General features: G+C 44.1%; 8 protein-coding genes. All 8 read left to right on the forward strand.

The window, feature by feature from the left end; all coding sequences use genetic code 11:
• A partial coding sequence (locus tag DK846_RS18125) for a PKD domain-containing protein (RefSeq protein WP_146201146.1) occupies positions 1-2,176 on the forward strand: 2,176 nt, incomplete at its 5' end.
• A 317-nt stretch (positions 2,177-2,493) separates the two neighbouring features.
• Positions 2,494-3,927 carry a PKD domain-containing protein gene (locus tag DK846_RS05705; RefSeq protein WP_109967978.1) on the forward strand — a complete coding sequence of 478 codons (1,434 nt, stop codon included), beginning with the start codon at positions 2,494-2,496 and terminating at the stop codon, positions 3,925-3,927.
• 502 nt (positions 3,928-4,429) lie between these two features.
• Positions 4,430-6,655 carry a PKD domain-containing protein gene (locus DK846_RS05710; protein ID WP_109967979.1) on the forward strand — a complete coding sequence of 742 codons (2,226 nt, stop codon included), beginning with the start codon at positions 4,430-4,432 and terminating at the stop codon, positions 6,653-6,655.
• 260 nt (positions 6,656-6,915) lie between these two features.
• Entirely contained in the window at positions 6,916-10,290 is a 3,375-nt protein-coding gene (locus DK846_RS05715; RefSeq protein ID WP_181391644.1) for a PKD domain-containing protein, read from the forward strand.
• Between the two features lie 601 nt (positions 10,291-10,891).
• Positions 10,892-14,482, forward strand: coding sequence for a PKD domain-containing protein (locus tag DK846_RS05720; protein ID WP_109967981.1), 3,591 nt, complete (start codon positions 10,892-10,894; stop codon positions 14,480-14,482).
• A 1-nt stretch (position 14,483) separates the two neighbouring features.
• Entirely contained in the window at positions 14,484-18,173 is a 3,690-nt protein-coding gene (locus DK846_RS05725) for a DUF3821 domain-containing protein (RefSeq protein WP_181391645.1), read from the forward strand.
• Positions 18,174-18,178: 5 nt separating this feature from the next.
• Entirely contained in the window at positions 18,179-20,815 is a 2,637-nt protein-coding gene (locus tag DK846_RS05730; RefSeq protein ID WP_109967983.1) for a PKD domain-containing protein, read from the forward strand.
• A 49-nt stretch (positions 20,816-20,864) separates the two neighbouring features.
• Complete coding sequence (locus DK846_RS05735) at positions 20,865-21,872, forward strand: hypothetical protein (RefSeq protein WP_146201148.1); 1,008 nt, start codon at positions 20,865-20,867, stop codon at positions 21,870-21,872.
• Positions 21,873-21,941: the final 69 nt, after the last annotated feature.

Genomic DNA, 21,941 nt, shown 5'->3' on the forward strand with positions numbered 1-21,941 from the left:
TAATAGTACTGGCTCAAATGTTGCTGATCCAGTTCATACGTTCAATCGAAGCGGTCTTTATTCAGTCAATCTGACTGCCGGTAATAGTTGTGATAATTATTCTAGTGTATTTCACACAATTTCTGTTGAAAATGAACCTTGTCCAACGGTTGTAGCAAATTTCAGTTCAGATGTAAGTAGTGGTTATGCTCCGTTGACGGTGTCGTTTACGAATCGTTCAACCGGTGGGAACATAACCAGTTGGCAATGGGACTTTGGAGATGGTAGTAGTTACATAAACACTGCTAATGCCGTTCACATGTATACAACAAATGGGACGTATCTGGCAAATCTGACCGTGTGGAACCGTTGTGGATCTAGTGCAAGTATAAGTCATCCTGTTATAGTAATATCCACCCCTGCAAATGCTCCCACAATTACAAATATTACTCCATCAACAGGTGTGAATACGAGTTCAGTGAATATTACAGCCCTTATCGGATCTAATTTTGAATCTGGTGCCTCAGTGAACCTTACCCGAAATGGTTTTTCAAATATATCTGGTACCAATGTTTCCGTCATAAATTCAAAATTAATTACTTGTTCTCTTCCTATTGAAGGCGTGGTGCCAGGTAATTGGACCGTTGAAGTACAGAATCCGGATGGGCAAAGGGGTCTGTTGCTTCAAGGGTTTACCGTTACTCATGATTCTTGTCCTGATCTGATTGCATCGTATACTTCAAATATCAGTGAAGGGGCTGCTCCTTTGTCAGTTCTCTTTATTGATTCTTCAAATGGTGGAGTGATTAATTCACGAACCTGGAATTTTGGTGATGGAACTGAAAATGAAACCAATCATACAGTTATTCATACATTTACGAAAAATGGAACCTATTCAGTTTCTCTTCAAGCAAAGAATTCCTGTGGAAACAGTGGACAATTAAGTCATAAAATACAGGTTTCCCCAACATCTGTTCCTGTAAACTATTCAATTTCTGTATTGGCTGATACAGGGGGGGAGATCACTCCTTCCGGGGATGTGAAAGTTATATCGGGAGAGAATCAGGTGTTTAACATTAGTTCTCATTCAGGGTATTATATCTCGGATGTTCTTGTAGATGGAGTGAGTGTGGGAGCCGTTTCCAGTTATTTGTTTACAAATATTACTACAAATCATAGTATTCATGCAAAATTTGACATACATTCCGGGAATTATTCAATTATTGCAAGTGCCGGAAGTGGTGGTCTAATTAATCCATCAGGGGTTATTGTTGTTTCTTTTGGATCAGATCAAAAATTTACATTCAGTCCTGATGCTGGAAAGTTAATATCTGATATTTTGGTTGATAATATTAGTGTGGGTGCAGTAACATCCTATACCTTTACCAATGTAACTTCAAACCATTTGATATCCTCAAAATTCAATCAGATTCCAGGAAAATATGGAATCAATTCATCTTCAAATCAATGGGGAAAGATTATTCCAAGTGGGAACAATGCCTATCCTGAAAATTCAAATCAATCCTTTATTATGTTGGCAAAACCCGGTACCACATTGACAAATGTGACTGTGGATTCAATAGGAATAGGTCCCATCCGAAATTGGACTTTTACAAATCTAACTGAAGAACATTCAATTTTTTCTGAAGGAACTCCTATCCCAGGACAAATATTAGTGTCCTTTATCGCAACACCCCGGTGGGGACCTGTTCCTCTAGATGTACAGTTTAATAGTCGGTGTCTTGGTGATCCCACATCATTTTTCTGGCAATTTGGTGATGGGGGAACTAGTACAGAACCAAATCCAACTCACAGATATAATCTGTCAGGCGTTTATTCGGTCAATCTTCATGCTTCTAATCCAAAGAGTGGGGGGGTGGGGGTATGGAATAAGTACGTTACTGTTACTGATAGTATAATTCCGGAACCTACAGCGACCCCGGTACCTGAAAGAATAACTCCAATGTTTCAGTTTTCACCCACAAATGGGACAACACCTCTTTCTGTCAGTTTTACTGATATGAGTTCAGGATACCCTACTTCCTGGTTATGGGATTTTGGTGATGGTTCCACATCAGAGGATCAAAATCCTGTTCACAAGTATACGACCACAGGATCTTATTCAGTTATGTTACAGGCACAAAATAGTGATTATAGTGGAACTGTTACGATCTCTGGTGCAATAACCGTCAGGTAAGTAATTTGTATTTTATTTCATACATCTTTTGTTTTAATTTATAGTGAGGTTTCCTTTCTATTTTTACAGCTTATCAATATCTGAAACGCAGAGGAATATTAGTTTAATTATCTTGAATATCTCACATCTTAACCTGTTCGATCCAGGATTTTTTGCATTTATTTATGATGGTAGGTGAGATTTTGGATTTATAGTGAAGGATATCAGATCTATAAAATTATTCTAGACTTAATATATATGTCTGATTTGTTTTCTATATCAGCCGTTATATTTTTAATGTTATAATAAAAATACCCCTATAGTTATTGAGGGATGTTATGCGTTCATTAGGGATGGGTATTATAATTCTTGGAATTCTGCTTTTGCCGGCTCTTGTATTAGCAGGTTCTGTTGAAATTTCTCCTGATTATCTGTTTAAAGATATGCCGGTAACAATCAGTTATCCTGCGTTTTCTAGCGGAGATCAAATTCTGGTTGGATTTGATGCTGGATTTACCCCAGAGACAACTGGGATGCAGGGACTGACTGCAAGTAGTATTGAAGTACCCTTCTCACTAAGTCCCGGCACAATCGCTTCTGTTGAAGGTATTCTCTTTAATAATTCCACGCAGTCATTTATATCTGACACGAATGAGACGGTTAATGCTGGAACGTATGGTGTAAGGGTGTTGAAAGCAGTCAGTACCACTGGAACGTCACTTAACCTTTCATGGATGCTTGGAGGTTACTCATCTGGAAGTGTATCTGCAGGTCAGATTATCTTTGTTCCTTCTTTTTCTCCCAAAGCAGGATTACTTAATATTACAACTAAGTTTGGAAGTGTTACGAAAAGTAAATTAATTCCTTATAATCTGAGTGTTGCTGCACCTGCTATCTCATCAAATAATATATCTCTAATTACAGGACAGAGTGGATATGGCAATGTTACAATAACGGGCCTTACAACTGGTCTATCTCTGTACAATATTACACTCAAACTGGGTACCAGTATCGTTGGCAATTTTACAAATGTTACAACTCCAAATGGAGTTACACTAGTATCAAACTCCACATTGCCAGCATCTGTCGTTACAGTAAACGCTACTACTTCTATGACTGGGGATGTAACTATCGCAAAGGCATTAAATTTGACATATAAGGGACTTGTTGCCGGTTCATCTCCAATCAATGTAACCATCAATAGTATGAAAGATGTAAATGGGACTGATATTAATGCGGTTCAGGTAACAAATGGAACATTTACTGTTACTTCTCCCCCTTTGCCCGGGGCTGAGTTTACCGGAACCCCGACAACAGGAATCATACCTTTTAATGTTTCATTCCTGTATACCTCGCCGGACAGTCCAATTGGGTTTAACTGGAGTTTCGATGATGGCACTATGAATAATACCCAAACAGATCCAACTCACACATACTGGGTATCAGGTTCTCACGATGTTACATTGACTGTTCTGGGTGCCACTGATAATAATACCAATGTAAAACATGATTACATTAAGGCCAGGCAGGTCCCAGTGTGGTTTATGGGTAATGTTACTTCGGGTAAAGCATCACTTTCTGTAAGTTTTAATGGTAGTTCTATCAGTCCGATGCAATCCTGGGTCTATTACTTTGGGGATGGTGGAGTAGGTTATGAGCAGAATATGACCCATAGATACAATACAGCTGGAGTGTACACAGTTCGGGCAGAGGCGATGATAGGTAATGCACGTAACAGTGCGGTAAGAAACCAGTATATTTCTGTGACTTAATTAATCATAAGAAATTTATTTTCATATGTAGATCTGATATTTAAGTGTTTATTTTCTTTTGATTTTCCATTTTTGGTGATAAACCATAATAATATCAATCTACTTATTTTTAAGTTATCAAATATTTACGGGGGTTAATGTTTGAGGCAATTTATAATTATTTAAGTTGTTATGCAGGCATACGTAGTCCTTTTATTTAACTGTTAGAAATTGCCTGAATTCATGAATGTTAAGGTTATATTCTGTCATGTTTTTGACTAAACATATATCCTTTGATTATTCATTAGGTTATTTTAAAATCTATGATAATTAGGAATATATCTTTTAATTTTTGTGTTGGGTAATTAAATACGAACATTAATATTAAATGAATGATAAAACCCCACCATACATATATCCCAGATAGGACTCACATTTCAGGGGCTTATCTGATGGGATGCATTAGTTTTGATGTGGGGTTGCTATATGACTACTATTTCGATTTGTTTTATTCGGTGAAATAATGAAAAATTCTGGTGGGAAGAGAAGTGGAGGTCTTTTTCTTGCAAAGGTCTTTAGCTGTATTGTGTGTATAATCTGCTTTTCAGGTGTGGTATTTGGTGAGGATATCTATGCCCGTTTTGCAGCCGTTCCTGACTCTGGTCCAGCTCCTCTTAATGTTACCTTTGTTGATCAGTCTGAAGGGAATCCAACATACTATCGCTGGGATTTGGATGGGAATGGAACATGGGATCCAGATGCTTCAGACAACCGGAATCCCTCGCATACCTATACTACGCCCGGTATGTACGATGTCTGCATGACGGTCTGGAATGGAACATTAGTGACTAGTAATAGTACTGGAACGATACGAGTTTATGAGTCGGTGAAAGGAAATTTAAGTGCTAACTTTGCAGCTTCACCAAGGTCTGGTTATCCACCATTAAATGTATCCTTTATTGATCAGTCTTCAAGTGCTTTGAATTGGACCTGGATATTTGATATTAACAGTTCTTCTACTTTAGATTCTGAAATGCATTTGCAGAATCCTGTACACACCTATACAAATCCGGGGTGGTATACGGTGATGTTGAATGTTAGTGATAACTATTCTGCTGATAAGGGAAGACTTTCATCATTGTCTCAGGAGAATTTTATTCATGTTCTTCCCATTCCAAAGCCGCAACCTGATTTTGTAGCATCACCTCAATCAGGGACAAGTAATTTGACAGTAACCTTTACAGATCTGACCCCAATAACCAGTGAATTCTTTGGAAACCTTTCTCCTGATTTGTGGCAATATTCATATGATTGGGATTTTGGTGATGATTCTCTTAACTCAAGCGAAAAAAATCCAGTTCACACGTACACTAAAAAAGGACTTTTTAATGTTTCTGTTGGTGTGACAGGTCCTGGTGGAATGACTCTGATAAGTAAAAATGGATATATTGCAGTTGATACTCCCCCTGCACCTCTTGCTGATTTTACCGTTTCACCTTCTAATGGTACTGTTCCCCTAACTGTTAACTTCATTGGTCTAGCTGAAGGAACCGGTCATCTCACATATCTGTGGAATTTCGGAGACAACTCTACCATCGTTTCCGGACGTAATCCAGTTCATGTCTACTCAAATCCAGGTTCATATAATGTCTCACTAGAGGTGAGTGATGGTTCAAAAACAGGTTCAGTAATTAGAAATAACAGTGTCATCGCCCGTGAACCTGCTCCTCTCTCTGCGATGTTCACGGCAACTCCCAGGAATGGTACAGCTCCCCTGCAGGTCTCCTTTATTGATCAATCCTATAGTGAAACACCATTAACTTACAATTGGTCTTTCGGTGATGGTTCACTAATTAACCATGATAAAAACCCGGTCCATATTTATACCCAGGAAGGGGTGTATGGCGTCTCGCTTCAGGTTAAAGGAGGGAACACCTCGAACGTGATAAACCAGAGTAATTTCATTACTGTGGAGAAACCAGCTCTGCATAAGGCCGATTTTACTGCGGTTCCGGTTGAAGGGCCTGTACCCCTCATCGTTTCATTTGTTGATCAATCAACAGGAACAGGGCCGTTTACGTATTTGTGGGACTTTGGTGATGGATCAGGACAAGTAACTGATAAGAATCCTAGCCATACCTATGAAATTCCTGGTTTGTATACAGTTAATGAAACCGTAAACAGTTCGGCTGGTTCAATACTTGTCTCAAAGGAGAGGTTAGTGAATGCAACAACAGCTATTGAATCACGGCCAGTCTATGCCAATTTTAGCGCAATTTCAACCAGGGGAGTGGCTCCGTTTAATGTGCAGTTTATGGATCTGTCCTCCGGACCAGTTGCAGCATGGAAATGGACATTTGGTGATGGGAGTTCTGTTACAGAACAGGGACCCAATCACACGTATGTAAAACCTGGTGTTTATGATGTCAGCCTAGATGTCTTTAACAAGTCCGGAGTATCCAATACCATAACAAGTTCGAAATTTATTACTGCATTGAGTCCTGCTGTAACAACAAAAATTACTCTGGTGTACGCTGATCTTTCAAACAAGAAAAAGATTCAGTTTTTTGATAATTCCGAAGGCGTTGGTATAAACAGTTGGATATGGGACTTTGGTGATGGATCTGATGAATCAGAAATTCAAAATCCGTTCCATGAATTCGCTACTAGTGGAACCTTCCCGATCAAGTTGACAATTTCCAACGGCTATGCTTCTGATAGCAATACATTTTATGTAAAAATCAAATAACGTAATTTTCTCTTTTTTTACTCAGAACAAATTTTTCCGGATTCCAATGGAAAAATTTATATTTGAATTATTATAAATACAATGTCTATTATTCGGAATTGTGGGGTTAAACTGACTTCAGGTTCTGCATCGCTTTAAAATTAAAATTTGGAGTAATATCCGGGTTTTAATGAAGAGAGGCGGGGAGCAGGGTGATCAAAGTTTTCCCGTTCGGATGGTGTTATGAAATGTTGTCAGGATGGTTTAATATGGGGAAATACATGAGATTGGGAGTTATCTCAATCATACTATTATGCATGCTGGCTGGTCTGGCATCAGCATCAGTAGCAATTGCCGGGCCTACTACGGTCACCCGCGGTGGTGTGAGTGATGGGCAACCAAATGTGGATGGCTTTTTCAATCTCTCAATAAGTGGGAATGATTCTGCTAGTGTTCCAATGCATCTCGGGTTGGTTGTCATTCCGCAGACGATGACAGGAGATATCTGTGATCGTCCACCATATCTGATTAATAATTCTATTGTTGGAGATACTCTTGTTCTTGGTGATGATGCGAAAATATGGCCTGAAGACTATAGTAATCCATATTATTTTAGCAAGGTATCACCAAATGGAGTCGATAGTCCATCTGTAGGACCTTGGACAGTGCCTTGGAATGGAACTCATTACTATGGTGCGATAAATACGAACAACACCACCGTCATGGTTGGGACTCTCTATCCTGATGATGGTACTAATGAATTTGTATCATCCAGCTTGAAGCCTGGAAGTTATACCTACCATTTACAATCTGATTTCAAACAGAGTGTCCCTGGAAGCGATTCACAGGACTTCAATGTGACGGTAACCTATGGTGCTGTTACTGCTGGAGCATACAACTTTACATCCTGGAGTCAGGGCTCATTAGTTCCGATTTCTACTATTCAGTCAGGTCACACGGTTATGCTTCAGGGAACTAACACTGATACTAAAACCACATACCTATGGGTAGGGGGCGAAGGTCTTCCGAAGTGTGGTCAGTTCTTAGGTGCGTTAACTGTAGAGCCCCAGCCCACAGACAATAAAGGTGCATTCATGAATGGAACCTGGTATTATCAGTGGGAAGCCCCCTGTACCGGTGGAAATTACACCGTTTATGCTTCTAGCGTAAATTCATCTGATGTTGTTCCGCGTCTCAAAAATAAGTATGCACTTGAAAGTTGCAGTGCAAGTTGCAGCGAAGGAGGTATCTGTGGATTATATAACTGTCCTACCTGTGGACCTACACCTGCAACAATTTCAATAAAAGTAACCGAACCTGAATTTAACTTTACAGTTCCAGAGATCGTGGATCGATGTTGTTGTGCAGCTTTCCCTTGTGGTGCAACCGATCCTATGACCTCAATAAACCTGACCGGTTATACCGGAACACCACAACAGCCAGTTAGAGTCTGGTTATTTGGTAACAGTTGGATGGGGTCAGCCCCGTACCTGGTGAGTAATTTCACTTCAGGAGTTGATTCACAAGGAACATTTGATCTGGATGTCAGGACATTATTCTCTACAAATGGGAATCACATACCCTTCTGTGAGTTAGATGCAGGTGAATACAACCTTGTTATTCAGATACCTGGATGTAACTCGTCAGCAATTGATGTAGGTCCTTCATATATCTCTAAGGATTTAGTTGGATACAAAGCGTATCAGGCGTTAATTACTAAACTAAATGACAGGGGTCAGGCTCTCTGCCCGGTATGTCCGAAGGTTACTGACAAATATGTCACACTAAAGTTTACCATCAGAGACATCTGTAATGGTGGTTCCGCTGATTTTAATGGAACTCCAACTTCAGGTCTTGTAAAACTCCCGGTTCAGTTCACTGATTTATCCACTTTTATGGGTACATCCTGGTCATGGGACTTTGGTGATAATGCAACCTCAAATGAAACTAATCCTCTCCATGTTTATACAACACCGGGCAATTACACGGTAACTCTGAAGGTTTCCAACGGGACAATCACCAAGGAGCAAAAGAAGTTTGACTATATCAAAGTCAGTGAAGTCCCTTCAAAGTACTTCGAGCCTGTAGCAAACTTCACCTATTCAATCACCCATGATACAACTGGAGAAGTTCAGTTTATCGATCAGTCATTTGGCTCAACGCCACTGACCTACTCTTGGAACTTTGGAGATAACTCAACCAGTACCAACGTTAGTCCTTTCCACCAGTTCTTTGCCCTGGGTATCTATTCCGTCACACTTACTGTGACTGATACCCATGGAAAGGTAAGCAACATCACACAGCAGATCAACGTCAATGCAGTTCCGATCTATAGTTCACCGGTTGCGAACTTTACCTATGTTCCAAAGAATGTAGATCCGATGACCATCCAGTTCATTGATCAGTCGTTCAGCTCCACTGATCTCTGGTATCTCTGGAACTTTGGTGACGGGACAAACAGTACTGATAAGGTTCCGGCACACACCTACACTACAGCAGCGACGTACAATGTCTCTCTGACGGTAACTGATCAGTATGACAATGCCTCGACTGCTTCACAGTCGATTCAGGTTCCGGTGACACCAGGTGGCCTGCCAAACATCGACTTTACAGCCGATATCACAAGTGGACAGTACCCGTTAACCGTGCAGTTCCTTGATAACACCACGACTACATGGGCCGACTCCTGGCAATGGAACTTTGGCGATGGTGCAGTGTCCTCACTCCGTAGTCCTTCTCACACCTACACCACTCCAGGTCAATACACCGTTACCCTCAGGGCGGCGAATGTCAATGGTGAAGGGAATGAGATGACTAAGGAGAACTATATAATAGTTCAGAATCATCCACCGGTTATCGCTGCAACAGCAGACCCGATGAGTGGTAACTTCCCGCTTAAGGTAGAATTCACTGCAAATGCAACCGTTAATAACAAGACTGTTGAGCAATCCGCTCCTTTGATCAAGACTTGGATCTGGGAGTTTGGAGACTCTAGCACGACTTCAGAGCAGAACCCGACCCATGTCTATGAGACTCCGGGTAACTACAATGTAACTGTCCTCTGCCAGCTTGTTGATGGAGTAAGTTCGCAGATTGATGTAGGAACAATCAAAGTAGGGCCTCAACCTTATGCAAACTTCTATTGGGATTATCTGGATAAGGATGAGACCTGCTGTTACCTGGTAAAGTTCACCGACACATCAGTTGGGGCAGCCTCTTGGAACTGGGACTTTGGCGATGGTCTGACTTCCATCGAGCAGAATCCAACCCACCGGTTCAAGGAAGTTGGTTCATATAATGTCACTCTGACCATCAAGGATAGCAGTAGTGCAACCAGCATTATGACTAAGACTGTTCAGATCACTTCCGGGTATACTACTCCTACCCCAACCCCGACTCCAACACCGGTGCCGGGACAGGTGATTGCAGACTTTACCTCGAAGGCCACAGCAACACGAACAATAGCATTTACTGATGTTTCAACCGGAGAAATCAATGGTTCAACAACCTGGAGCTGGAGCTTCGGAGATGGAACCATCGCTTCTATTCAGAATCCGATTCATCTCTATCCGACTGATGGTCAGTACACAGTTGTTCTGACAGTTTCAAACGGCCAATTCAGTGATTCTGAATCCAAGACCATTGGTGTCAGATAATTCTGAATTCTCATATTCTTTTTTAATATTGTAATCCTGACTGCGCACCAGCATTTTTCAGCCCGCAGCAAGGCGTTTTTTTTAGGTAGAAAAATCCGCGATCTTATTTAGGTGGCTGCCTGATTCTGATCCTCTCTTGATAGAGAATGAATACATGCGCTGGAACTTTGGATATTCTGGTAAAATAAAACCGTCATAACACTTCTGAAAAATTAATTTATCTAAATTTTGAAATATTTTTCTATCAGGTTAAACCGATCCCTTTCTATCTCCGCTTGATGGAATATTAATCGGAGACCTGACTCGTATAGGAAAAAAACAGGTTATCCTGGATACTTATGGAAATATTTATATTAGAAATAATATATAGGATTTTTATTATCTACGAATGGGGGTCGAATACGTCACTGAACTTTCCATGATAGGTATTATCAGCAAAACCTGATTCCTCTGTGTTTCAGGGCGACGGCAGATAATGAAACCCGGTGCTGTATCTTGCCTTTGGTCGGCATTCGGGCTGAGTGAATGGGGGTTAGCTGTGAACTAGGGTTCACCCGTTCATGGATGTGATCATGACTCGATGTGATTTGGGGTGTATGCGATGAGAGAAAAATTATTGATTGCCATGCTCCTGGCAGGATGCCTCCTGATGGCCCTTGTGCCCGGAGTCTCGGCTCAGACGTTCAATAACATCGACCAGAATGTCGTCATTAAAGAGGTCCTTCAGGGACACACGATATTCTTCGGTGAAGAACATGTGGATGTGAGTGACTGCATGAACTATAACGGGACAGTCTTCCCGTATGCTGTTGCACTCAATGTGGTACGAAACGTTACTGATGCCATAAAGATTGAAAATCCGAAAGACTTTACGCTGCCGACTGACAAGCCGGAGAACGACTGGTATCTCTCTCCTGATGGAGTAGTACCATTCTATGCAGCTGATGGGTCTGCAGTCAAGGCATTTACCTCACAGGAGCCATCTCTCAAGTTCCATATCTGGAATGCAGATACGGACATGAAAGTTGAGAATGTTACCTATCGTGGAAATGTTGCCAGATTCAAGTATGATGTCGAGACAAACCTTGATGACATAACAACCCGTCTGGATTACCCGAACGTCGGGTATTATATCAACATGTCCGTGATTGCTCCTGATGGTGAACAGCTTCTTCAACTGATGACCCTTGATACCCGTAGTGGAATTTCCAAGTACCTCCCGTTGACTGGTCTGAATGTAAACCCATCAGCAGGATGGATTTGGCCTGATAACACTCAGCCGGGTGGATCAATTGGCTGGTGGACTGGATGGCGTATTGCTGACACGGGACAAGAGTCTGATTACAGGTATGGACTTGGCACTTACTCGGTCGTAGCCCTCTGTAACGTAAATAACATGTTCAAGAATCACCAGGTATCGACGTTTACCTGGCAGGAGAACACTCTTACACTTCAGGCCCGGCCACTGAGTATAACCAGCACCAGCCCGTCTGGTCGCGATAAATCTTTCACCGCAACAATAACCGGCCTCCCCAACACTGCGTATCAGATCTTCATCTATGACCAGTGCCCAACCAAACTGACCGGCAAGATCTGTGATCGGCCCCCATTTATTTCCGGAGATCGGACACAGCTTGCTACAAGCGGTATTGTTCTAGATCCTGATGGTGGAGCATATACAACCGGCCTTAAGTACGTGGTTGACTGTTGCACTCAAAATACCACAATCAGACAATTAGTCCCCTCTGGAGATGCCTTCCCATCAAAGGGTAATGCAGTTCTTGAATCAGGGACCCGGTATTATGCAAATGTTACGACTGGCCCACAGGGAACTGCAACTGTTCCATTCTGGGTAGACACAACAGTAAACGCTAGCACCTATACCATTCAGGTTCAGGATATCAACTATCAGCAGAAGGCTGATACCACTGTGACTGTCTCCAAAGGAGCAATCAGTGCATCAGCAATGACTGTCAATGGATCTGTCTCAAGTTCCTTCTTTGTAGGAGATGAGATCCGGATAGAAGGAACCAACACAGACAGTAACATGACGTATATCTGGCTTACTGGTCCTGGTCTGGATCCCTGTGGAGTTAACCTCTATGATCCGACATCCTTCAATCCAGTAAGCGCTGTGGTGTTTGACTCCAAGAATGGACAGACAAATTATTGGCGTATCGATCCTAACTGGGTTACCAACAATACACCACTCGGACCGGGAGAATATACAATCTGGGTCGCAAGTGTAAATGCAGATGGACGGTTCTGCACCTGTAATGGTAACTCTTCAGGCTCCTGCTCTATTGGTGGATGCCTTGGAGTGGCCTGTGAGCGTGGAGTCTGTGAACTGCAGAAATGTCCGGAATGTGGTGTCATCACATCCATCCCAATCACCCTGGTCAAACCAGATCTGACCGCAGAAGTGAACGATGTAACCCGCTGCTGCTGCCCGGGTTATCCATGTGGAACCCTTGGTGGCACTGAAGAGATCTTACTGAAAGGGCAGTCTGGTGGAAACAGCTGCAAGCAACTTCAGGTATGGCTCTTTGGGCAGAGCCAGTTTGGCACCAAGAATTACCTGCTTGCCACCACTCCACTCTACTGTGATTCAACATATTCCTTTGAACTGAATAAGGGACTGTTACAGGCGAATGGTATTGATCTCTGTCAACTGACACCTGGAACCTACGATCTGGTAGTTCAGGCTCCTGGAAACAATGGCATGTTCAATATCAGACTCGGCAATACCGAAACAAACGGTGATCGGTATGTGCTTACAACTATGCCTACACCAGACAGCAGAGCCTTCCAGATTGAAGGAAAGAATGCTCTCTATGGACGTGTTGCCCTTAAGTCACTCCTTGACACCCTGAATCAGCCTGGTGTTGACGATATCTACGTCCACACCCAGTTCAATCTGTCAGAAAAGAAGTGTGAAGGGAATTATGATTTCTCTGCTGATCGGACCGAAGGGAACTCCCCACTTACCGTTCAGTTCAATGATACATCCTACAAGCCAGGAGTTGCCTGGGCATGGTCAAGCAACGGTGTTCTCTTCTCTAACGAGCAGAAACCGAAGTATGTCTTTACCACTCCTGGAAAATACACCATTAAGTTTGATGTTACTGATGATACAGGGGCTGTCAAATCAGTAGTGAAAGAGAGTTACATAAATGTTCTCTCATCTCCAAGTGCTGATTTCGTATACTACCCACAGTCTCCTGCAATTAACCAGGTAGTAAACTTCACAGATCAGTCAACTGGCAGCCCAACATCCTGGATGTGGAATTTTGGTGATGGAAGCACATCTTCACTCCAGTCTCCTGGTCATGCATATGCTTCAGCTGGAGTGTACAATGTATCGCTTGAGATCAGTACCCCATTCGGAATTGGAACACCTGTCACAAAGCAGATAACAGTAGTTCATGACAAGCCTGCTGCCGACTTTGTCGGGACTCCGACGGAATCTTCGTACTATCCCGCAAGTGTGACCTTCACAGATCTTTCCACCGGTGTTGTAACTGCCTGGAACTGGCAGTTTATCACAGAAGGAAAAGTAGTTGCAACATCTACTGAAAAGAATCCGAAGATTACCTTCAACAATCCTGGTGTATACACAGTAACACTTACCATCACGAATAATGGTGGAACCAGCACTGTTACAAAGAAGGATTACATTACCATCGGAACAGGCAGTTACATCTATCTCAAGCCAGGTTACAACCACGTGTCAGTTCCACGTGAGGTTACCAGCAGTTACAACACCTTAAGTAAGCTCTTTGCAGGTGTTGACAATGCAAGTGTGCCATATGCAATCTATGGTGCAGACAACGGCATGACCAACTGGACCAATGTGAGTGGTGATTACGAAGTAATTCCACAGGTTGCATATCGTGTCTACTCAACAGCGAATGTGACAATTCAGCCTGCTTACATTGCGAACAAGACCTACTCACGTAATCTTTCTGAAGGGTGGGAAGGCATTGGTATCATGGCAATGCAGCCAACTCCAGCCAATGTAGCACTTTCCAGCATAGGAGAGAAGTGGGACAAGGTACTGGCCTTTAACCCGACAACCCAGCGTTGGGAATACCCGATTATCAGGGGTGTCGATGATGACAAGACCATGGATCCGACTGTCGGATATCTTATCCAGATGAATTCGGATGCCGTGCTTACTGGTGAGGCATAAGATGACATCCATACTCAGACGAATTATGATCTGTGCCCTCCTCCTCCTGGTTATCGGGGGGGGAATGGCAGTATCTGCAGAGGAGATAAAGCAGGTACTCCCTGAGTTCCTTACCGGAACTGTATATGTCGGGACTGCTACAGCATCTCCAGGTCTTGTTGTTTCTGCAGATATCAAAGGAGTAGATGCTGGAACAGCGACAGTTATGTCGAAGGGAATTTATGGTAATGATACCATCCCGATGATGGTCCAGTCTGGTGCCAACGAGTCTCTTCGTGGATCAACTGTTACCTTCTGGCTCAATGGAGTTCAGGCAGAAGAGACTACCACCTATGAACCAGGTATCACTCTTCCGCTTGATTTACATTTTCCAAATGCAGCCCTTAATGCGTTAAACGTTATTCCTCAGGGTGGGGATGTATTCCTTGGAGAAGAAGGCCTTGATGTTTCACTCTTCTTAAATGATGGGGATACTATTGCCTGGTTCAGTTCCACCTCTGATAAAGCCCTTACAGAACCTTCAGCAACAGTCACTGTCGATTATGCAAAAAGTTTCTTTATTGATCCATCTCAGTTCACTGGCAAACTTGGATACTGGTGGATTTGGAGTGGTTCCAAAGCCAAACAGGTTGCCTTCATTGTAAAGGATCCAACTGTTGGAATGCGTATCTGGAATCAGAATGAGGATCAGGATATTGCCAATGACGGTAGCAAGATTACTGCCGGCAACATGGTGAACTTCCGTATTGATTCGAACCTGTACTCCGCCATCACTCAACGTGGTGCAAACCTTTCAGACTCACAAAAGGGCATCATTAACATTGTTGGTTCATCAAATACGACCCAGGTTACCTACCAGACCCTTCAGGGAACTCTGGCAAATGTATCTGGTCAGGATATTTCACTCAGGAAACTTGTAGTTGATAAAAACCCCTGGTTCTGGCCAAAGAACGACAAGACAACATCTGGTTGGAACACCGGGGCACGTGCAACCGATGAATCTCGCCTCTATCCGAATGGTGAATACAAGTTCTATGCAGAAGTAAACCTGAACAACATCAAGAAGAATTATTCAGGCACGCCAATCGGTCACTCTGTTTCATCCACTATCAGTGCAACACTTGTTGACGAGAGCATCGAGGTCGCAATCAACTCGACCACTATCACCCGTGGACACTCATTCTATGTCACAATAGGAGGAAAACCGGGCAAGAAGTACATCATCTCGATCATGGAATGCCCGAACAGTACCACGAGTGTTACTGACTGTGGCGACCTGAAGATGAGTGGTGCAGCCTGTGAGCGCCCGCCGATGATTGAGCCAAATCAGTCTGGCGTTGCGAACGGTAAGATTGTCTTTGATCCTGAAGCCGGAGCATTCACCATTGGTAACACCGCACTTGCTCCTGACTGCTGTGGCAGAGCCAAGATCATCAGGGACACTGTGCCAACTGATGATAAGCCAAATGCAAAGGATGTACTCTACAACGGTGTGTATTACTATGCAGAGGTAACCACTGACGGAGACAACGATCCATCACCAGGATATAGAACCGTTCAGTTCAATGCAGGTGCTGATATTGCACCAGACCGAACCTATCGTATCCATGTGCAGAATGTGGACTCTGATCCAAGTAAGGTTCTTACTGGAGACAATCTGATCACAGTCAACAAGGGTGCCATCACTATGAGCATCAACGGTACTGCTCCGTTCTACCTTGGTGACTCGATTACTCTGTCAGGAACCAACACCGATTCGACTTATGTCTATCTCTTCATGACCGGGTCCAACTGCCAGAACAAGTGTGGTAATGATCTACTCTACATCAAGAAGGCAGACGCAGCCAACAGTGTCGTTCAGCCATTCCTTGACTCGATCAACTATGGTTGTATTCAGGAAGCGGAGCAGTTTACAGCGATTAAGGTCCCGGTTAATTCCGATGGAACCTGGAAGTATGTCTGGAAGACGGCTAACGTCCCGATTAACCCGGGAACGTACACCATATATGCATCCAGCCTTCCGGTCAACGCCTGCTGTGTAGAGTGTGCATGCACTGCAGTGACAACTGCTGATATCACGCTTGATGAACCGTGCTTTGCAGGAACAATCACACCAAAGGTAATTACAAAACCGATCGAGTGCTGTGCAAGCGGGTGCAAAGCAACATCACTTGATGAGGTGTTGCTCGAAGGATCAGCATGTGGGTTCCCACACACCAGTAGTGGCAATAACACTACTAGTGAACTGAACATGTGGATCTTTGGTGAAAACAAGGTTGGTAACGACAAGTACGTCAACGCCAAGATTCCGGTTTACAATGATGACACCTTCAAGGTCAACCTGCTGAACTACGTCCAGTTCTGTGATCTCAAACCAGGTCAGTACACCGTTATACTCCAGCACCCGATGTACAACCACAAGTTTGACCTCCTGAAAGAGACTGATGTCAGGTCACCAATTGATCCCAACCAGATCTGGATGGTTACCTCCTATCCAGTTGAGTGGAGCAAACTCTTCCCACTCGATGGTCCCGGATACTACCAGGGAAGTCAGGCTGTTAGCGAGATCAAGAAGTACGATGAACAGAATCTGATCGATGATCAGTTCCTCTACCTCAACTTCACTCTCGTTGACAACAGAGTCCCGACTGCTGCATTCATCGGAACCCCGACATCAGGGAACAAACCACTTGAAGTCCAGTTCACTGACAAGTCAACCGGAGACGATCTGACCTCATGGAGCTGGGACTTTGGTGACAAGACCACTTCCACAGATCAGAACCCGAAGCACACCTATAGTGAGGCTGGCAAGTACTCAGTCACACTCACCGTGATGAACAACAACGGTGACAAAGATGCGGTAACGACCACCGATTATATCACTGTTAAGGATTCGAGTATCAATGCAGACTTCTCTGCTGCCCCCACATCAGGGGCAGCACCTTTGAAGGTCCAGTTCACCGATAAGACAACCGGCTCTCCAAGCAACTGGTTCTGGGACTTTGGTGATGGTTCAACCTCAACTGGTGTTCAAAATCCAGCCCACACGTATCAGTTTGGAGGCAAGTACACTGTCACTCTTACTGCAACGCTTGGTGACGAGGTAGATCGCGAGGTCAAGAAGGATTACATCCAGGTTGCTGGCGGAGTTCAACCAACTCTGACACCAGCCCCGATTGATCCAACCAACATCACCCTCTACAGTGGATGGAACTTTGTTTCAGTGGCCCGGACTCTCTCAGATTCAGCAAGTAATGCCAGCGATGTGTTCGGTAGAGTTCCAACCGGCGGACACGCAATCTGGAGTTATGAACCATCGAGCCAGTACTGGGATCAGGTTCTCACAAGCACCAAGATTGAGCCTCTCTATGGATACTGGGTCTACTCAGTGTCACCAACCACAATCAACCTGACATTTAAGAACAACGTGGTTCAGACTCCGCCAACAAGAAGTCTCCCTTCCGGTTGGGCAGCGATAGGATTTACCGGCGCAACTCCGTCAACTGCTAAAGATACCCTCAGTTCGGTTAAGAGCTCATGGATCTATGCCCGTGGATTTGATAACCAGCGGCAGCAGTGGGAACAGACCATGGTCAATGGTGGCCAGGGTGAGAACACTTATCTCTATCCATCGAAGGGATACTGGCTCTATATGGAGACTCCCGGTACCCTTGCTGCCATCGGTGTGTGAGAAAAATGTCAGCAGTATCTGTAGCCTCACGGGCAGGCCTGGCTACAATACTCCTTTTTTCCCTGATAACAATTGCATTAGCCGGTGCTCCGGCACTTCCGTGTGAATTCTACGGAACGGTAACTATCGGGGGTAGTCCTGCCCCTGTGGGAACTATTGTTGTAGCAAAATTGGGAGACCAGGAGCGTGGCCAGTTTGTTCTTGAAAAAGATGGGACCCTTGGAGGGTCTGGCACTTTTGACAAGCGTCTTAAAGTAGTTGCTGAAGATTCTGATCTTTCCGGGGGAACTCCGAAAGTATCATTCTGGATTGATGGCCAGAAAGCATCACCTGAAGCGTCATTTGTTCCAGGAACAAGCAACGAAGTAACATTATCACTTGGAGGAGATTCTGCAAGTGCTAAGGTCATTGAACCTTCTGCATCTCCAGCTCCCACATCCGTAGCAAAACCTGTTCAGCAATCATCTGAACCAACAGTTAAGGTGACTGCTGTTCCGATTCCACTTTCGCCCTCACCAGATCCATCGATTCCTGTAATGCCTTTACCGGAAAGGCAGCTAGTAACTCCTGTTGAAATATCAGCAGATTTCGGTTCTGACATTCAGTCTGGATCAGCTCCACTCACAGTTCACTTCAAAGACCGTTCATCTGGTCAACCGACGATGTGGTCATGGGACTTTGGAGATGGACAAAGTGATATGATTGCTGATCCCGTTCACACTTACGATAAGGAGGGAACGTACACTGTCACCCTTACTGTATCTTCACAGAGTGGTGGAACTGATACCGAGACAAAATCAGGATTTATCACTGTTGTCAAACCGGGCAAATTAGTAGCAGATTTTACCGCTGATCCGACAACCGGTAAGTCTCCACTCATGGTTCATTTCAGAGACACATCAAGTGGTATGCCTGGTTCATGGAAATGGGACTTCGGGGACGGACAGACAGATACGCAGAAGGATCCTGTTCATCAGTATGATCTGCCGGGAACGTATACTGTCTCGCTCATGGTGAAGGATGGGCATGGTGCTGAAAGTACCAAGCAGAAAGATGCATTCATTACAGTTTTAGTTCCTGGTGGACTCGAAGCTGACTTCTCAGCTGAACCAATAAATGGTGTTGCGCCACTCAATGTGAGGTTTACTGATAAATCACAAGGTTCACCCACTCTCTGGTCATGGGATTTCGGGGATGGGAAGTCAGATCTGGTAGCAAATCCCGTTCATGTCTTTGACAATCCGGGTAACTATACTGTTACCTTAACAGTCACCAACCAGGAAGGTGCAATCTCCACCAAAGTACTCAAAGAGTACGTAAAGGCAATGGTGGAACCAACCCCGGTTCCCACGTTGACTGTAGTACCTGTTCCTCAGGTTCCTGAAACCTTCTATGGTACTGTTGAACTCTACGGTCAGCCGATTTCAGTTGGTGGTACCGTGGAAGCCCGGGCAACCAGTTATAACATCAGTGGTCCGTACAATCCGATCAAGACAGCAAAGGGTGTCTTTGGAAAGACCGGGACATTCTCGCCTAAGATGCAGATTCAGGGAATTCCTGCAGGTACTGAATTAGAATTCTACGTTGCAGACGAGAGTTACAGTCAGTTACGGGCATATGTGAAATCAGAGAATGGAACACTTCTCTGGACGATTCCATATGAACCAGGGAAAGAGAAGAGTCTTGAACTGGTAGCAACAGGGCGCCAGCCTGATGTAATTCCGACGATCCCGGTAACGCCAATTCCGACAAGCAGTTGTCCCGGTGTTCCTTCAATTCCAATGACCTTCTCCGGAGATCTTCATATTGCAACAGGCAGTGAATATCTTGAGGATAATAGTTCTTGTGAAAACTGTGATCCGAATGGAGTGGTGGACACTGTCATTGAAGCACGGATAGAGGGATACGATGTGAGTGGGTCGCAGAACCCGATCACCATGACCTCTCCATCATACTTTGGTGGTGGAAACAGTTCATGGTCTGATAAACTTGCTCTTCAGGGCAGGTGTGTTCCTGAAGGTTCCAACATTACATTCTGGGTAACAACACCGAACTGGCAGGTTCCTGCACCTGCATTAATCCGTGATGGTTCAAACTTCACCAGAGATGTCACCTACGGGGCGTCAACAGATAATGAGAACCTGCATTTATGGGTGGGAGCAGTTCCCACAGTAAAACCGACTGTCACTCCTACTCCGACTCCGGAGGCCTGGTCTCCGCAGAAGTTCTATGGGAAAGCTGAATTTAACGGCTACCCGCTCAGGGTAGGTGACCGGGTTATGGCAACTACTGAAGGTGTTGACCTTAACAGTCCGACTAACCCGATCTCATCAGTACAGTTTGGTGAGTTTGGTGACCCTAATGGCAACGAAATGCTCACTGTCGAGGTCCCTTATACAGCTCTCAACCAGAGTGATCCAATTACATTCTGGATCAAACCCCAGGGCTTTGAGTACTGGTATAAGGCACGGGTTAAGAATCCGTTGTCAACCGACACCTGGAAACAGAGTTATCCATTTACTCCGGGTTCAATTACGAACCTGCAACTCACTTCAACGGATCGTGAAGAGTTCAGATACTTCTACGATATCGTAACAAATGTCAAAAATGTCATCATGCCTGATGACTACACCGGATGGTAAATCGGTAAAAGGCAGGGAATTAATTCCCAGTTTTTTTAGAGTGATTTTTATGTCATATATTGAAAACCGCATGGGTTGGATTATGGTCATTTCAGGTCTTGTTATCCTGATGGCCTTCTGTATTGTACCTACAAGTGCATCTCCTCAGCTTCCCTGTGAATTTTATGGAAGTGCAACAAATGGGGGGACTCCAGTAGCCGTTGGAACAGAGATTACTGCGTATGTGAACGGTGTGAAACAGGGTAGCATCAAGGTGAAAGAGGCTGGCAAGTATGGAGGTACTGGAACCTTTGATGAGCGCCTGATTGTTCTTTCCGGAGAGAATGACTTTTCGGGCGGAGCACCGATGATCACCTTCAAGATTGGTGACACGGTTGCAGATCAATCTGTTCAGTATACTCCAGGTACTAGTTCAGAAATGGCTCTGACTTCCGGAGGAACTCCTGTTGTGATAAAGACACCCGGGGGATCACCATCTCAGGGTTCATCTCCTGTTACACCGATGCAGGCACAGTCAACAGTACCTTCAACCACAACTGCTCCGGCAGGTACAACAGCACCTGTTTCAATGATGCAGGCAGGATCAACAGGAACACCAGCATCGGTCCAGACTGTTGCTCCGGTAATAACTGCTGCTCCAACATCATCAGTACCAGCGTCATCCGGCTCCCCAACAATCATGTCAATTCCAACTACAGGCAACTCCAGTTCACCAGTAGTTTTACCAGTGGCGACATCAGCACCAACTAATAAGACTACAATACTAACTGCTCCTGTTCTTACTACAATACCGACCGTTTCGGTTCCTGTTTCTTCTTCACCGTCAATTCTGTCAGTTTCAGCACCAGTGAATAACACTTCTGCAACATCAATACAGAAGACCGGAAATCAGACGGTATCTCCGGTAACATCAACAGCACCGGTGGTTCCCGTTAAAACAGCAGCACCCGTTGTAACCACAGTTGGGAATCTGACGAATGTAACCAAAAATGCAACAGTACCTTCAAATCTCACATCAACAGTTTCATTCCCATCTGGTCAGACTATCACCAAGTGAAGTCCTGGAATTTCACTCTTTTTTGTTAATGCTATTCGTAAAGATAGTACCCTATATCAAAACTCTGTA

The sequence above is a fragment of the Methanospirillum lacunae genome, from assembly GCF_003173355.1.
Taxonomy (GTDB): domain Archaea; phylum Halobacteriota; class Methanomicrobia; order Methanomicrobiales; family Methanospirillaceae; genus Methanospirillum; species Methanospirillum lacunae.